The sequence below is a fragment of the Acinetobacter sp. CAU_H_S139_7 genome (genome assembly GCF_058599305.1).
This window is the reverse complement of sequence record NZ_CM178651.1, coordinates 1,471,411-1,488,991: the sequence shown is the minus strand read 5'-3', so window position 1 is coordinate 1,488,991 and position 17,581 is coordinate 1,471,411. Positions and strand designations below refer to the sequence as shown.

Below are 17,581 nucleotides of genomic sequence, written 5' to 3'. Positions count from 1 at the left end.
GCTTACTCCACATCAGTCGCTAAAATTTCTTCAGCTCCCTCTGGAATCGGCTCGATTGGATCAATCAAGTCTTCATTCTTCAGAATAACGTATTCTTCGAGCTTGCCGATTAAGGCTGGCAGACTCATGACGACTTCGCCTTTATTTAGACGACTCGACACGATGACTTCACCAAGCTCTTGAATGCCAGTGGTGCCACGAATATGGGAAGGCTCAAGTACCGGAGTGAAGTTTTTGCCAGCTGTAGGACGTTCAGACTCAAAGTAATGCAGACCACGCAATACAGAGCGAATTGATTTCATTTCATTGGAATCATTCACATCAATAATTTTACTGTGCAATCTGATTCGCTTATCGTTATGAATCGAATGCTCCTGACTGGTTAGCATATAGAAATACGAACAAATACCATTCTGAGTACGAACACCCACAGTACGTTTAGTCGCAAAGCTATATACGGACAAGGATTGTTTATATTCTTTTTGATTGATAATCGCCGTATGGTACTGATGGTGCGGTACCTCATAGACACGACTGTTATCACTGGTTTTTAAGCTCAGTGCTGGGATCGTATCAGACTGGAATGGATAGAAATTCATATCCGGGAACAATTGATCAAGTTGATCCAAAGCGCTTTCACTTTCATGAATCAAGTTGCTGGTTTCAGTCTTACCGATCTTACGCTGTGCAAAATGGTGTGAAAGCAATACAACATCTTCAAAACCATCTGACCGCAGTTTTTCGATGATACGGTGCATCGCCTTACTTGTTCTCAGATGGTCTTCAGCAACTGGGGCATGACTGACCTTCTGTAGTGATAAGCGCCCCTGTTTATCGTTGATACGCTCAAGTGTATAGACGTAGCAGATGTAGCCATAATCTGGTTTAAGCAGTAGCAAATCCTTCTGATGCTGATACTTAAATTCCACATCATTCTCAGGTCGAGAGTTATAGCTAATACAGGCAATTTTATCCTTAGTGCCCTCAAATGGGATGATGATTTCTGAATATCCTGACAGTGCTTCAATTGCAGCCTGAATACGGTAAGTCACGGTTTTATCCATTGCGAGGTTCACCGGGGCACAAACTCGCTCACCATTTTGATTATCATAAGGCATAGGATCTGGTTGATACTTAAGGCCCTGTACCTTCACAATAGCATCATCATTGTTCAGCAACTTCTCAAGGGTATAAGCGGTGGCATACGCTCGTTTACACTCAGGATTAAACCCACCTTTTTGGATCTTTTTTGATTTCCTTTGAAATTGGGCTTTTTCTTCATTCTCATGTTCATCAACTGAGTCAATTCGCATTAGAGGTACATATAAGCGCTCTTCAATACCCAGTTGATTTTTTACTTCTTTAACCAGATGTTTAAGGAATAGATGAATCGCAATCGAAAAACATGACGTACTGATGATCAAAGCATTTTCTTTTTCATCCAAACATAATTGAGCATGGCCGCCTTTTAGGTCACTCAATCGAAATAGCTTAGATGAATAATGAATCATGACCTTGTATTTAGATAACAAGTTGTCATAACTTAAGCTCTCAGGATGATAAAAATGTGGCAGCCCATTGTCGCTGACCTTCTTGTTGGTCGGCACCATCAATACTGGTAAACAAGGAATATTCAGATTACGAGCGACATCAAATTGATCTAGGTCGGTATTAGGATTCTCAATCGGTACCAACGTTCGAATTTTCAGTGTGGAATTAAACTCAATCTCGCTTAGGGCTTTACGAGCATAATCATTCTTTCGAATGATTTCGTCTTGGCTCATTTTCGCCAACTTTTTACGGCTAGCATCCACCATCGAGATGTAGCTGTAAAAGTTCGATTCTTTACCCTTAAATATACTAAAGAACTGTTCAGCATCTTCACCAATTGAACTCTTGAATACATCTAGATTCACAATACTTGGAAGGATGTAGAGTACAGTTTTAAGACTACTATCCTTTTCCATCTCACTAATGATGGAATCCAGATTCGCTTTGAGCGCTGTAGTGATCGTAGACGTGATCGCCTCCATTCGCTCATGCATTTTTTCGGTATTGAGCTTTTCGTCTAAGATACGAGTAAGGTTAAGTCGGATTTTTTGAGGATTCTTGAATGCATCAACCAGTTTATTGAATGCCCCTTCAAAATCTGAAATCTTCATATCTGCCCCGGATAGGACGAAGTACATCATAATGAGCTGGAACATCTCTACTTGAGCAACGCGATCTGAGCACTCTTTGCTTAATCGCTCTTCAGAAATCGGCTGACCTTTATCATCCACAATATCCTTCAGCAGCAATGCTTTATTGATAGTATGCAGACGAGCTTCATAAGCAGTCAGCATGGTATCTGTACCCGAACGGTTGCCTTTGCTTGTCTTATAATTGATCTGCAACTTAGAATTAAATGAACTTACTTTTTCCTCTTTAACAAACTCCCCATTCACCCGAAAGGCATAAGTGACTTCACGTTTTAGAGATAGCCCGTCCTTATCCTCATGACGAATATCATTCATTTCAATTTTTGGTTTTACCCAGATTGGCAAAGCATCTGTTGCTCCAACATAGGCCAGCAAACCATTAAAATCAACTTTACCTACAGCGCCATAGATAGCACTAAAGTCAATACTATAGTCCTTAATGCTTTCCGTTGTTTCCTCATTCCATGGAGCAATTCGATTACCAAAAATCTCAAAGAAAGCAATCGCTTTACGGATATAAGAAACAGCGGACTCACGCTTGAAATCGTTACGCTCAGTCTTCTCAATGTGATCCGCAATGATCTCCATAATTTTGAAGCAATTTCGGATACGAGCTCGTGATAGTGCTTTGATTTCTACGAAATGAAGTAGATTTTGGATATCATTATTTTCAGCAGAACATTCATCATCAAGAATTTCCTGCATACGTTCAGCAACCTCTAATGGCATCTTTTCACTAGCTGAGTAGGACTGCTTCACAATGGCTTTGATTGCCTCACAAACCTCTTTCACCCATTGAGGTTTGCTGATTTCTTCAGTGACAGTGAAAAGTCGTAATTCGCCATCTTTTGCTTTTAAGTCGTTTGTATATTGCAAAGAAGCTACTTTGGATTGTCCTTTGACTTGCATAGGATACTGAGAATTTTTGGCAATCACTGGATCAGAATATTTGAGATCGCCTAAGAATTGGTTGAGAGAATTCAGTGCCATACCTGTCGGAGCATTTTGAAGTACTTGCTGAACAATTTCAGACATCACTTGGTCTAAATCACGATAGGTCTGGGCAGTTTTAGCTTCAGATTCCTTATCAAATAAAGTGCTTATTCTGAGTTTTGAATCTTCAGGTAATAATTGAATATCTTTGATGATGTTATAAATTGGCTTTGAATCGTTTTTAGTCCCGATCTGCTTAAATACTGCAGACACAAAAGCGGTGGCATCAAAATGCAAATTATGAGAAGGCCCATAATAATTGAAGAAATGATCTGATTGATGGTTTTTCAGAGTCCCCACCATAGCTTTTAATAAAGGGGAAAGAATTATTTTAGGTGCGAGTGTACTGAGTTCAGTACTAGAACCGTTGTTATTTAATTGCATTAAGTTTTATCCATGACAAAGTTGGCACTAAGAGATATTTTTATATTTATTAAATATCAAAATCCTCTGTCTGAACTTTGATCATATTTTTTTTAATTAAGAATGTAAATATAAGTTATTTAGAGATTTCTTAAATCGCCACACATATCTTGATATTATGGGGGTAATTAAATCATATTGATAACCATAATTTTCTATATAACTTGGAAACTTGTACAGTAAAATGACTTCATAAACAGACGCGGATTAAAAACCATGGAATCCTCGGTAGCCTATAAATAACCGAGGTTATAAGTAGAGGTTAAGCAGCCATTAAAGGTGATCTTCCTTTGTTAGCTTGGTGTGGTCTTTCATGATTCGAATGCCACACCCAATCAGTTATGTAATCCTTGTGTCCTGCCATTTTTCAATAGCTAATCGTTTGAGAATAATCAATAGTGCAAATTTATAATGACCACTAAAACTCTCCGACTATAGAACCAGTTTGATATTTTTTAGGAATTTCAATTTTTTTGAGCTGTAAGAATAAAATCAGGCATGTTTTTTCCAAAGTACATTCAGCCATTTTTCTTGTCGATCAGGTCGCTGATCTACTGTAATCCACTGTTTTAATACCCTAACCCCATTCAACTGGTCTAACAATTCCTGAGCCTGCTCTTCATTTAAGTCAGTAAACGCCCTACCGCCTTTTACTCTATCTGCTGTTCCATATTTAAAAGACATATAGCACACACCGCCACGGCGTAATGCAGCATGAATACGTTTTAAAACATCAGGGAGACTGTTACGAGCACAATGTAGTAAAGAGGCACATGCCCATACCCCATCATAAACATCGTGCATATCAAGCTCATAAAAACTTAGCTGCTGAACAGCGATACCAGTCAGTTGGCTCGCTCGTTCGACCAATACTTCAGAATAGTCGATAGCATCAACTTGATAGCCTTTATTTTTAAAAGCCAAAGTGTCACGCCCTGAGCCACAGCCTAAATCCAGGATGCGTGCTGAATCTGGCAACTCAGCTAAAAATGGTTGGTATAGGCTTTCCATATCCACATACAACGTGGCTTGTAAAAATTGATCTGCGTATTGGTTGTAATAGTCTATTGTTTTCATATTGGTTGCTTAGGCTAAATACTAACCCCAGTCTACTAAAAAACAAAAAAATAAGGGAGCATTTGCTCCCTTATCTTTTTAGTCAAATAAATCTGCTCTTACTTCTTCCAAAGCACGATCTGACTTAAAACGATTACATATCGGATGAATAATTGCTCCATTTTCTAAAACACCGTAACCACCTTCTGCTTTCGATTCTCGATGATCTACTTCAGTCGATTCAAGGTATAAAGCGCTATCACATACTTCGCAATAGCTCCATGTTTTCCTTTCCTCACGTTGATAAAGATTTCTTTTGGTCGCGAGTGAAAAATTTAGAGGTTTTTTCTTCTTTGTTAGTCTTACTGATTTCACAAAGCTCACAACATCATCCACAACGCTCTCATCATAATCACCATCAAAACGTTCAAGGTAAAAATCATTAAAATTAATATAATCAAATGATTGACTCATCGAAAGAATGACGGTGTTCAAACAAACTTCATCTTCAAAATCTAAATCCATATTGAGTCCAATACAGATAAAGGCTTGATACACGTTCTTCAATCGCTCATGTGATCTGATCCCGCTACCAAACTTACCGACAGTTTCTTTGATGGCCACAGGAATTTTTTCAATTAAACTTTCAACACCACGGCGTGCTCGAGTAAATCCAATAAAATCTAACTTTTTATTCTGTATTTCAAAACAGTCTTGTTCAATTTCACAGACGATAGAGAACCAGGCCAAAAAGGATGTCACTTGAAAACGATTATCTTTATAAAAATATAGTTTTGGGTGTAAGCCCAAACTTGGAATCCGAATACTAATTGGTGGTGTTGCGATACGACACAGCACAACTCTAAGTTTTAGCATTAAATTTTCTACACGCTGACCTTGGTCTATATTCACAGTATTCTGGCTAGTATCACCAAACATGATATTCAGGAGTTCATTGACCAAGCCGATTTTTTTACCGTGTGTTAAATCTGGCTCTAAAAGTATTATCTTAAAAAGATGATCATGAATTTGCTCACCCAAAGTGATCACTTCATTTATCCGCTCGTAATTCAGTTCAGCCAAGTTGGATTTATTATCGTTTATATAACAACACGCATAAATCACATAAAAAGCATCACTTCCCCTATTTTGTAAATGATATTCTTCATCTGGATCTAATCGTTTCGTATCCGAATTGATTGAACAAAAGGCTTTTCGAGCTTCCTCAGGTGTCCCAATCACTTCAATAAAATTAATTTTGGTTGATTTTAATTTTTGCTGAAAATCAGAATCGCTACATAACTCTTGAAAATCAGCTAATCCACCTAATCGATTACGAATCTGACGAATATCTCGTTTTTGTGGTGCCGTGAATTTTGGGGCTCCTATTACTTGCTCATCAATAAAGTATCTTTTGATCCAAGCATAGATAATTGAAATCCTGTGCCCACCATCGATGATATAAATATTACCAGCAGCATCTTTCCAATAGCGAACGCATAAATTGACATTACGATCATTCAAACAGTTTAGAATAAACTCCTGAATTTCAGCAGGGCTCCAGCACTCTGTGGAGCGTTGATTGTCTGCTTTATATAGTTTTTCTAGAATCTCATGGTTGGCGAAGTCATAAAGTGATATTTCAAAGTTATGGTGCAGATTTGAGTGCGACATTTCGTCAGGCACCATCATTTTTCTTTGAATAATATTGGTTAAAAGCTTAGTACGGGCCATTTTATTTTCTCTAGGCAATACTTCTCTATATCTCGTAAGATTACGAAATTAGAAGTAATTAAAATTAAAGTTAGCGATTAATGAATTAAATATTCATTAATTCAGAAGTATCTTTTTGCTAGAGAAAAAACAGATAGAAATAGTATAAAGACGCATTTTAAACCTCGTTGATAGATTGTCGTTTGCCAACATCCTTTCCACGAGATGGAGGCAAACCAAATAGGGTGTGGAAATACCGCTCAACGAAACGGCCAGTCAAAGACTGCCCTACCTGGCTTACCATAAAAGCGCCATGTAGACACAAAAGAGCCACTAAAAGCGACTCTCTAGTTCGTTGAGTAACAGGTTTCCACGCCTGGTCACAGAATTTGCTGTAACATCTTTATCTTATGTGCATAAATTCAATTGGTCAAATTTTATGATTAATATTTAATCAATTGATTCAAAAATAATTACCTATATTTTTATAGGCTTAAAGATACAGATGAGTATCTTATAATTTCTAATATTTAGTTGATGTAAACTGATCGCAATGAAACTCTATATATTTAAGCAGCGTGATTTAATAAAGGAAGTAGATTGAAACTGCAAATTTTATCGGATACTCACAATTCTAAATATTCAATATCAGAGCAAGCTGATGTCATTATTCACGCTGGCGATTTTTCTAATCGCTTAAGTGGTGCAATTGAGTTTGCCGAAAAATGTAAATCTCTGAATAAAAAATTTATCTTTGTTTTAGGTAATCATGATTACTACAGCTCTAACTACAGTTCAGTCGTGAATTTCTTGAAAGAAAACTACCCAAAAAATGCACTACTTGATGACAACCATATCAAAATTCAAGATAAAATATTTGTAGGTGGCACGCTGTTTACGAACTTTCGCTCCAATTCACCACTTACATCTCCTGAGGTACTTTTACAGTCCCAAAAAGATGCTGAACAATCGATTTATGATTTCGATCAAATCATGATTGACAGTGATCATCGAACGATAACTGCTAATGACTACATAGAATTATTTAAAAAATATCATGAAAATATTATGAAATTTAAGGATCAAGATAATGTGATTGTCATTACTCACTTCCCGCCTCATTTAGCTTGTTGTTCGGCGTCAACTATCTTGGCCGGTTCGCGTCAATTATGATGGCCGGTTAGGTTTTCTCATTTTTCCTACTTCCAGCTTGTTTTAACTGATGTTGTTTTCGATAGCTTTCTCCTTCTAATTCTATAATTGTCGCGTGGTGGATCAGCCGATCTATGGCCGCTACCGTCATCATGCTGTCTGGGAAGATCTGATCCCATGCACTAAACGGGTGATTGGCTGTGATGATCAGGCTACCGCTTTCATATCGATGCGCGATAAATTCAAACAGTACCTGGGTTTCTGCATCGGTTTTTTTCACATAACCAATGTCATCAATGATGATCACCTGATACTTATCCAGCTTGCTCATCTCGCTCATCAGATCCAGTTCGCGCTTGGCTTGTTGTAACTGTTGTACCAAGCCAATGGCTGGAAACAGTTTGCAGCGTATGCCTTGCTCAATCAGCCGGTAACCCAATGCATTGGCTATGTGTGTTTTGCCGGTGCCACTGGGGCCAATCAGCAGGATATTATCGGCGTGATGTGCCCAGGACAGGTCTTGGTGCAACTTGGCGATGAGCGCTTGATTTGTCCGGCTGAGCACGCTGTTATCCAGAGTGCTTAAGGTTTTTCCCGGTGCCAGCCTCCCTTCGCGTACCCAGCTTTGTGTGCGCCGTGTAAAGCGCTCTGCGAGCTCGTATTCGCATAATGCCGCAAGGTAGTCACTGTGCGACCAGCCTTTTTCTACCGCGGTTTGCCAGAGTTTTTCATAGTGCCTGACGAACGCCGGCAGCCTTAATTCTTTGAGCAGTAATGCAACGGAGGAAGTCAAAATGGCACCTCCACATCGTGTTTCGCCTGTGCCTTTAATGACGTTAGCAGTGCATCATAACTTTGCAGGTTATGTTGCTTTGTCTTAATGTCTGGTGCGCTTTGCGGGGTGTAAAAGCGCTCCTGAATGGTTTTGGCACTTTCAAACAGACCGGCTCTGGCCTCTTGCAACAAGGTCTCTCCCAGCTCTTGTTCGCTATCGTATTCGCTCGCCAGCCATAACACCGTGACTATCCATTTACAGGCATCCTGTGCTGGTAACGCATCATCCACTAACTGCCACAACTGCCGGTAATTGTCGTCAGGTAAGATATCATCCCGCAGTTGCGAGTAACGAAACGCCTGCGGTTTAGCGGCCAGTGAGCGGATAATATGCCGGTAGTTGATACAACGTGCACGGCTTTGGCCGAGGGCCGGGTAAATTCGTGGCAAGGTCAGCGCCACTTGCTGGCCCACATAGAGCACCAGTTTGTTATGATACAGCCGTACTTGCAGGCGTTCGCCAATCAGTCGTGATGGCACGCTGTACACCACCCGGCGCACTTCAATGGTGGCACTACGGGTGACTTTAATGCTCAGCAAGGTGTAATCAACAGCATCATATTCCGGTAAGGCTTGCAGGGTTTGCTGTTCTTCTAAAAAGCGGCTGCGTGAGCGCTGGTTTAGCTTGCCGACGATTTGATCAATAAAGGCCTGGTAGGCTTCGATACTGTCAAAGTCACTGTGGCCGCGAAGTAGCAGGTGCTGCGCCAGACGGCGTTTAAATGAGCCATTAGCGCACTCCACTACGCCGTTCTCATGCGATTGCCCCAGGTTATTGCGCGTTGGCGTCATGTTGTAATGCTCGCACAAGTCCTGATAGGCATCTGTCCAGACATTTTGCGTATTGTTCCTGGCGGCACTGAGGCTATCGGTGCGATGCTCCACCGGACAGCCACCAGCCTGCGTCAGCGCACGCTGTAAACCGGTAGATAAGGCAGAATAGCTCTCACCACCCTGAACCACAGTGATGGAACGCCAGCCGCTATAAGCGAGGCGGAACTGATACAGCAAATGAGCAAAGGGTTGCTGCTTAATGGTGATCGGGCTATCAGGATGAGTAAAATCAGAGAAGCCCTGTAAACCGGGTTGAGCTTGCTGGCGGAAGATGACATCTTTCTCCGGGCCATGTAGTGCTTTCCATTTCTTAACCCGACGCTGCAATGTTCTCAGAATTCGCTGGTCATATTGGTTTGGATAGAGCGCCTGCAAATGCTCCAGCAAAGTAATAGGCGTAAGCTCTGGTTTAGCGTTTAAAAGAACAACTAGATCGGTTTCCCATACGGCTTCCAGTGGATCTTAGCGGGTGCGCCAATCTCTATCAGCTTTAGCGCGGGGTAAGGTGTTGGACTGCTCAATACGTCGGGCAGTGCGGGGGGAAATGGCAGACTTCGCAGCAGCGATTTCTTGAGTCATGCCTTGTTGGCGATGCTGCATATACAGCTCCTCTTGTCGGTGGGTGATATGTTGTCCAGGCACCTTGAACTCCGAACAGAAAACAAGGTACCTATTGTGACACCCAACCGGCCAAGATAATTGTCGTCAACCGGTCATCCTAATTGTCGCCGAACAGCTTGTCTTGATCCATATTGGGGTACGCATCCTGTTGCAGCAGCACTCAATCCCTATTTTATTAATGACTTAGATATAAAAGGCTTTAAATTATGGATTGCAGGACATACGCATACATCAGTGGATACTGTAGTCGATGGATGTAGATTAGTGATCAATCCATTGGGTTATCCGCCAGAGCAAGGTAAAAATGGGTTTAGAGAAAATTTGATCATCGAAGTTTAAGTAGTCATACTCGTATTGAAGCAATTTAAACCAACTCTAATATCATACATCCTATAGAACTGTTGATTTAGCTTCTACACCATGAACTAGGAGAAACTCATGTCGAATCCTTTAGACCCAGAAAATGATTGGAAAAATAAAATTGCAGATCAAATACTTGACGATTTAATCGAGATTGCCAAGCTTGAAGGTATGACTATTAAAAAAATGAAAGCAGATCAAAATGGTATTTTCTATGTGGAAGAGGAAATATCAATTGACGACGTACTCAAGCAATTTTGAACTCTGCTCATTGAAACGATATAAAGCGCTTGAATTTTATATTTAAAAGCTTAACCAAATTGTATCACCTGTAGATGCGTACATAGCTTCAGCAGTTTCTTTCAACACATCACTCTCATCCGTTTCCATTGATAGTTCATCACATGCAGGATACCTACTATCGCTTGTGGAAGAAAAGCTGGATTGAACAATAGACCCATCTTGCATAAATCTAGTTCTATCTTGCCTTAAAAGCTGTACACCACGGTAGCTAGCACGCATTTGATTTAATGCTTGAAGATGTCTTTCATTTGTAGTCATTATTACCTTTCTCGACATTAATTTTTTCCTTGATTTTTATCTGAAATTAAGATTAATAAATTATGACATAAATTAAAATTGAGTAATGATCCCGCAATACTTCATTAAAATCACAGCGATCAAATAAAAATAAAACAATGTCTTAAAAATCAATCCTCTAAAAACTCCATGACATTTTTACCAGTTCTGACGATTTTCATAGGAGGTTGATTAGTTGCGTTTAGTATAGACCTGAGATCGTCACACTTTATTATTTCATCTTACTAATTTTTTGCTGCGGATTCAGCGAATATTTTCGCATTATCTTTAGAAATAATTTGATCTACCATAATATGTACCTCACTTTACAAATTTTTCAAGATCTTGCTCTTTAGCACTCTGATACGAAGACGAACTATTAATTAAAAAATGTGCTCTTCTGAATGCCAATTCTTGCTTAATTTCTTGATCAGCCATACTGGTCTCACCGTGATTTTTTATGTATTCAGCTCGTTTTTGCATAAATGCTCGCTCTCGCTCTTGAACGCTAGAATTCACCACCGTATGTTCTATTTGACGAGTAGCCACATAATTATAGGCAATTACTCCGCAAAGTACGATTAAAAAGAAACTGAGTTGCCTCTTTACACTTCGACTCACAAATAATCCTTTAATATTCAGTCAATACTGAAGTTATCATGTACTCATGAAGATGAATTTAAAAACTATAAGGGCTGACACTATAAAGTTTCATTACTCGCCCCTAGGGTTAAACTCTTTAAATTCATCAGCATTGCTAGCAAATTTAACAAAAAAGTTATGCCATGCAAATAATGACTCTAATTCCTGTTTATTTTGAATCGGTTTAGGCAACTCATATCCAATGATCCAGTATGGTGCTGTACAGCAAACATGCTCAGGTATAAGGACTTGCTGTAAGGCTGTTTCAGCACTTAAAAAATATAAATTATCGTTTAAGTGGACAATATTCCCTTGTAAAGCTTCTTGAATACAATGATCTACATCTATATACGTATGCTTCATTTAGTCCGCCTCCATTTTTTGAAATCGCACTCTTAAACCTGTTAAATTATTTAACGCACGTATAAATATTTTTATTTAAAGTACAACATATAAAAATACTTGCTCAATATGCAGCTTAAGTAACTGTATCTAAATGTTTATTTACAATCTTCAAAGACAAACTATAAAAAAGAATAGAAATCAATATCTGCATATACTTAGCTTTAGGATTAATATTCTTTAAAACTAGTACTTCATATTTTTTATTTTTCCGAATCTTCATCACTTTACTAAATTCTTCCCATTCATGCTCTCTATAATAGATATTGCGAAAAAAATCATTACCTACAATTGCCTTTAGATTTACTAAAAACTCCAAATAATTTGCATAACTTATTTCATCTCTAATATAAAATTTAATTTTAGCATCTACAATCAAAACATGATCGAGAAAAAGATTTGATAACCGAGTCAGTTGATCCTGAAATCTTATTTGATCTTGAGCTTTACCATAAGCCTGTTTTATCAAACGCATTGCTTGATAATTATCATGCTGAGCATATTCTGCAAGAAACTCCAATAATTCTTCAGAGGATCTTTTATGATTCCCACGTTTTTGGGTGTAATACCGATTGCTATATATCAATTCTATATATTCTAAAAAAAATTTTCTTAGTTCGGAGTCTGAACTAAAAACTATAGGATTTTGTATTGTATTTAGCTCTTCTAAAAAAACATCTTGGTCTAAGCTCAATGTATGATCCCCTCCCAAAAAGTGTGACTGGTGACCATTCATTTTATAATCAGGGGTCAATTCATTTTTATAACCTACCCTATTTCTCAAATAATCACATAATATTTTTCTGTAATTCAAAATATTAATATCAATAATAAACTTTTTACTACGACCTACTCCCGCTTTAGTATGCTTAGGTAGCAAATGCTGTAACAACTTTCTAGGTATGTAATTTTCTTGTCGATTACATGCATCGGCATACAAAATCATTCCAACATGCAAATAGTGGTTTGCTGTCATTTCTATCGATGAATGACCTAACATATAAGCCAAATGTTTCCAAACATCGGCTCTATCTTCCAAAGAAGTCGATTCAGCTAAAATATAGTTTCGAATATTTTTAACATGATTATCTGAATAATCTGTCCAAGCTATTCTGAGTTGATCACTACCCTTCAACACAATAGCAAGATTATTCGCTGCACTGTGTCTCAATGTATGAAAAGAGAAATTATATTGTTCATCACCAAAAATTAAATCCAAACAACATTTGAATACTTGTCTAACTGAACTTGCTTTAATAAGTCCAGCACCATTTTTTTCAAAGATGAACCGGTTAGCACCTAAACAAATACGATTTTCTTTTTTATTTATAACTATCATTTTGAGCAGATGACAAAATTCTAGCAATTCTTCTTCAGTCAGTAATTCACTTAAACACAAAGCACGTTGTGCATTTCTAGTTTTAAGCTGTCGATCATAATTATTTCTAATTTGTATTTTCAAAAACTCTATTTTTTCATCAAATAACCAATATTCAATTTTATTAGAATTATTTTCATGTTTTTCTAAGCTTAACGTCGTTAAGTCACTTAGTTTAAGCCCTAAAATTTCACTTATTCTCAGACCACAACGATATCCCAAAATACATATCATTCTTACCATTCGTAAGTCATGACAATCCATCTTTAGGTTAAAAAGTCTTTTTGAGTTAGGCAATAATTTATCAATAATGTATTTAAACATATCTTTTGATATATATCCGCTACGACAAACTTGAGTATTCTCTGTTTTATAATATGAAAACCAATCATCCAAATTTGGAGCATTGAACACACTAGAAATATGTTTATGAAATGCCTTAAGCTGCTTTAAAGCAGCTGAATATGTATCATGCTTTTTTTCATAACTCTCTAAGTTAGTTTCCTCAAGTGTGGTATTTTTATCATTTTTTATCTTCACGCTTAATATGTACTCATACATATCTTCAAAATCACTTTGATCTGCATCTAATAAATTAATTGAATGTTCAACAGCATAGCAATAAAGCTCTACTGAAAACACCGACTTGTAGGTTTGAAGAGAAGATAATTTAATACCATTTGTCAAATTCATTTCAAACCAACTTAGCAAACAAATTTGAACACTTAATGATGCTATATCTGGATCACTTTCGCCCTTAATAAACTCTAAATCATATTCATTTCTTACCTTTGCCAAATTAAATTTTAAAGATCTTTTGAACCGTTTTTGATCATTGCTTTTAGATCCTATCCTTAAAATTCTCTTTACTTCTTTGGGCATAGTATTAGAAAAATTATCCGTACACTTAATGGCTTGAAAAGATAACTGATTTACTTTTTCACTCTTAATTAGTTTGTTTTGGACATATTGAATCCTTAACTCCTCTAAAGGAATTTTTAATCTTTGCTCTAGCTGATTTAAGTAATTTATTGAAATTGCTGACGTAGCATACTTCCCTACATTTAATGCGGATAAAAACCCATCTATTGATACCTTTCTCTTATTCCATGCAATATAATCAATATGGTTAAATGCCATAAACCCTTTAGCTTTAAATTTTTTAACAACTTCATTATTCTGAGAAATTTTTCTTAACTCATTTAACATCCAATTTTTAAATTTATTAGTATCATTTATATCAAATCCTAAAATTTGATCTAAACTCAAATAATGTGTTTTAGGTATCTCGGCAACTAATCTATTCAAAATAATCAATGTAATAGGTTCAAGACTGACCTGACAACTCTGGTACGTATTCCCATCCAAAAACAAATTTGCATATCTTTTATTTGGAATTAGATAACTCAATAAAAAACCATTTGCTTGTAATTTTGATGCGTCCTTAACATCATAAATATATTCTAATCCATCAATAGGGCTGAGATCACATACACCATATTCAGTAAAGTTTTTAAAGACTGTTTTAACTATACTAACTAGATGATTTTCAAATGGACAATTTGAGTGAAAAATTAAACTTAATGTCAACTGAGCAAATAGAATCCTCAACAGACAATGATTAGTAGATAAATTTTCTTTACTTTCTATATCTTTAAAATATTCTGAATCATAGTTAAAAACTTCTTTTTCTATCCAAAATTTCTCTAATTGATTCTTAAAATTATTTAATTGCGAACCCTCTATTAATTTGTGTGGAGTAGCATTAATTTCCTTTTTTGCACTATTAGATATAAAATAATCAGGTATCGATAAATCTACCACTTTCGTAATATCATAATATTTATCAATAATTTTTGTTTTTTCTACAAACCACAATTCGCGCCAATACGTTAAATATTCATTTTTTAACTGTATTTCACTCATTAACTTAAGTTGAGCGTTAAGTTCATGTTGCATAACTCCAATTAATTTTTGAGTATTAACATTAAGATTACGCCATGACTTATCAGTTTTTCGCTTTTTAGAATTAAATTCATCAAATAACTTAGTGATATCACAACATAAATTTATTGCTTTATTTTTTAAGTCAGTCTGAAGTTCTAATGATAATTTACTCATACTTTTATCACCAAGCCAAGCTCAATCAACATTCCGTCAACAGCATTGAGAATTTTCGTTTTATATGCATAAAAACTAAGTGAAGACCCATAACTAAATCCAAGATCTAGACTATCGTGTGCATACAATGTCTTTTGAATATCTATCGGTAACTTCACAGAATTGATTAAAAAATGTCTAGCCCAATTTTTATACAAATAAAAATTCATTGACTCTAAATTACATTGGACGAAATCTGCCGTGATTTCCTGCAATTTTTTCCTTTTATCCATGATATAAATGAGGGATAAATCTGTATCTTTTTCAACCTTATTAGCTAAACCCTGTTCCATTAAGAAATTTTGGTATTTCGATATTTCTTCTTTCAAAAAACTGGTTATCGGTATATAACGACCAAAAGGACGACTTTCGCTTTTTTTATCATGAACGTAATAAAAGCCATTTGTTGCATCGTAATACTTCAATGGTCCTGGAGCACCTGAATTAGGGCGGATACCAAGAGTTAATAAACAAATTGTCCACATCCATATGGCATAACTATTCACCTTTTCATAAAGCGATTTTTTTTCATTATTGAGAGTTGACTCCAAATCACTTTTTAATCTATGAATAAAATTCCGAGCATCTTTTGTATTCCATAGTTTCCTACTCCCAATTTTTCTTTCGTTTCGCTCCCAAATGACAGGATAATCTATTGCTTTATCGGAGCTAGAATCATCACTAGACTGGAATTGTACGTCAGTGACGTTCTCAAGATATTTTTGATAATATTTATTCATTTCAATGGCATTGAAAACAGCATAGGCTAATTCAGGTTCATGATGAATTTTTTTATTTTTAATAAATTCTTTCAAAAGGCCTTTAGGATCAATGCGTGCCATATGGAAATGTAGTTGCTGCGCTATAGAACCAATATTTATTACACCTAAACAATATCTGGAGAACCAGTCTTTAATTTTCAAATTCAAATCCACTATTAACAAATTTTGATGATTTAAAATAGTGTCTACCCACGAAGCTGGAACATGAATATCCCAATTCTGTGCTGTAGTAAGACAAAGTTGGTTGATTAGCGTTCTATTCTTACTTTTTTCAGTATTATCTAAACCAACGTAATATCTAAAAAGATAACCATCTGCATCCTTAGCTTTAGAAATTCGCTGATCTTCTAAGAGAAGGTCTATATTAAGAAAATGTGTCGCTGACACCCCAGTAAATAACGACATTAAGAACATTGCAGCAATAGCACTTTCTTGTGAGTCTGGCTGAGCTTGAAATTTATCTATCAGTACCTGAAATACTTTTCGTAATAGAATTTGTTCTAAAAACGAAGGATTTGATACTGTAGGATAATTTCTCCTGATTATAATTTCAGCTATTTTTTTATCTGATTGTACATACCCACTTACTCTACCAGCAACACTATCAGCTTTAACATTAAGGATTGTTTGAGTATCGTCTTCAGATATTTCATCCTCAATAGAATCATAAGATCCTTCTGGAACACAAATACTTATAGCCTCTTGTGGACTAGGGTCACTAACTTTAATTCTTTTGAATTTTGATTTAGCCTTTGTGCTTTTCTTATTGTTTTTTAAATTTTCGATATTTTTTATTTTTACAATGAATATTTTTAAATATTCAAAAATCTTTTTTACTATAGTTATTTTATCAATATTAGTAACCGAGAAAAATAATTTATTAAATTTTTTATTATAATCTGAAACAAATTTTTCATCTAAATCATCAACTATTGATTCACATGATTTTATTAAAAATATATTAATCGATTCCAAAATCTCACTAAAACCATCTTCATCACGATATTCACAATTTTTCGGTGAAATCAATTTTAGTAACAAATAAAAGTAATAGTAAAGTGTTGAAATATGGCTTTCACTATAACCTTTTTTTTGTAAATTATGAGCAATATATGAAATAACAACATTCAACTCAAATACAATTTTGCTTTCAATGATTAAATTTGAAAAATAGGATTTACCATATTCAGCTTTATATAGATCAATTAATTTATTATTTTTTATTAAAAATGATTGTTCTGAACATGATTTTATCGCACTAGTATAAGAACCACTTTCATAATTTAACATTATACTGTCTATTGATTCTTTAAGGCTATACTCCTCAAAAAATCCTGCAAAATCGATATGCATAAGAGCAATACTTTCAGAAAGACTTCTTAATCTAGATTCTATTTTATTTTCATCTACTGGCATTTTTAACACTATTGATCCTTTAACGTAGGACAATT

Annotated in this window: 12 protein-coding genes and 1 pseudogene; 3 read left to right on the top strand and 10 right to left on the bottom strand. The window is 36.1% G+C overall.

The features are described 5' to 3' along the window. Positions 1-2: 2 nt before the first annotated feature. From AC4MC0_RS07320 to AC4MC0_RS07310, 3 genes are all read right to left on the bottom strand, one after another. Entirely contained in the window at positions 3-3,578 is a 3,576-nt protein-coding gene (locus AC4MC0_RS07320; protein WP_176537735.1) for a hypothetical protein, read from the bottom strand. A gap of 531 nt (positions 3,579-4,109) precedes the next feature. Further along, a complete protein-coding gene (locus AC4MC0_RS07315; RefSeq protein ID WP_176537736.1) occupies positions 4,110-4,694 on the bottom strand; it encodes a class I SAM-dependent DNA methyltransferase in 585 nt (194 codons plus the stop codon). Between the two features lie 78 nt (positions 4,695-4,772). After that, positions 4,773-6,407: an HNH endonuclease gene (locus AC4MC0_RS07310; RefSeq protein WP_176538469.1), complete on the bottom strand. Its 1,635-nt coding sequence runs from the start codon at positions 6,405-6,407 to the stop codon at positions 4,773-4,775. 579 nt (positions 6,408-6,986) lie between these two features. Here AC4MC0_RS07310 and AC4MC0_RS07305 point away from each other — a divergent pair. Continuing rightward, the gene (locus tag AC4MC0_RS07305) at positions 6,987-7,559 is read left to right on the top strand and encodes a metallophosphoesterase family protein (protein ID WP_228723678.1); all 573 of its coding nucleotides are present in this window, start codon (positions 6,987-6,989) and stop codon (positions 7,557-7,559) included. 7 nt (positions 7,560-7,566) lie between these two features. On the opposite strand, the gene istB is transcribed toward AC4MC0_RS07305, so the two are convergent. Both istB and istA read right to left on the bottom strand, forming a co-directional pair. Continuing rightward, complete coding sequence (istB, locus tag AC4MC0_RS07300) at positions 7,567-8,331, bottom strand: IS21-like element helper ATPase IstB (protein WP_016167552.1); 765 nt, start codon at positions 8,329-8,331, stop codon at positions 7,567-7,569. Further along, positions 8,328-9,848 (bottom strand): annotated as a pseudogene (gene istA / locus AC4MC0_RS07295) (IS21 family transposase). The gene istB and the pseudogene istA overlap by 4 nt, the downstream one beginning before the upstream one ends. A gap of 57 nt (positions 9,849-9,905) precedes the next feature. Between istA and AC4MC0_RS07290 the strand changes: the two are divergent. Together AC4MC0_RS07290 and AC4MC0_RS07285 are read left to right on the top strand one after the other, a co-directional pair. After that, positions 9,906-10,166, top strand: a complete 261-nt coding sequence (locus tag AC4MC0_RS07290; RefSeq protein ID WP_026440969.1) for a metallophosphoesterase family protein — start codon at positions 9,906-9,908, stop codon at positions 10,164-10,166. 99 nt (positions 10,167-10,265) lie between these two features. Further along, the gene (locus AC4MC0_RS07285; RefSeq protein WP_005236300.1) at positions 10,266-10,448 is read left to right on the top strand and encodes a hypothetical protein; all 183 of its coding nucleotides are present in this window, start codon (positions 10,266-10,268) and stop codon (positions 10,446-10,448) included. Positions 10,449-10,490: 42 nt separating this feature from the next. On the opposite strand, the gene AC4MC0_RS07280 is transcribed toward AC4MC0_RS07285, so the two are convergent. The 5 genes from AC4MC0_RS07280 to AC4MC0_RS07260 all read right to left on the bottom strand — a co-directional run bounded on the left by AC4MC0_RS07280 (position 10,491) and on the right by AC4MC0_RS07260 (position 17,555). Beyond that, positions 10,491-10,748: a hypothetical protein gene (locus tag AC4MC0_RS07280; RefSeq protein ID WP_227559269.1), complete on the bottom strand. Its 258-nt coding sequence runs from the start codon at positions 10,746-10,748 to the stop codon at positions 10,491-10,493. A 339-nt stretch (positions 10,749-11,087) separates the two neighbouring features. After that, positions 11,088-11,387, bottom strand: coding sequence for a hypothetical protein (locus tag AC4MC0_RS07275; RefSeq protein ID WP_005236314.1), 300 nt, complete (start codon positions 11,385-11,387; stop codon positions 11,088-11,090). A 93-nt stretch (positions 11,388-11,480) separates the two neighbouring features. Beyond that, positions 11,481-11,771 carry a hypothetical protein gene (locus tag AC4MC0_RS07270; protein WP_016167548.1) on the bottom strand — a complete coding sequence of 97 codons (291 nt, stop codon included), beginning with the start codon at positions 11,769-11,771 and terminating at the stop codon, positions 11,481-11,483. A 115-nt stretch (positions 11,772-11,886) separates the two neighbouring features. Continuing rightward, the gene (locus AC4MC0_RS07265; RefSeq protein WP_163120791.1) at positions 11,887-15,309 is read right to left on the bottom strand and encodes a site-specific integrase; all 3,423 of its coding nucleotides are present in this window, start codon (positions 15,307-15,309) and stop codon (positions 11,887-11,889) included. Continuing rightward, positions 15,306-17,555 (bottom strand): hypothetical protein, encoded by a 2,250-nt coding sequence (locus tag AC4MC0_RS07260; RefSeq protein ID WP_016167546.1) that lies wholly within the window; start codon positions 17,553-17,555, stop codon positions 15,306-15,308. Before AC4MC0_RS07260 ends, AC4MC0_RS07265 begins: the two co-directional genes overlap by 4 nt. Positions 17,556-17,581: the final 26 nt, after the last annotated feature.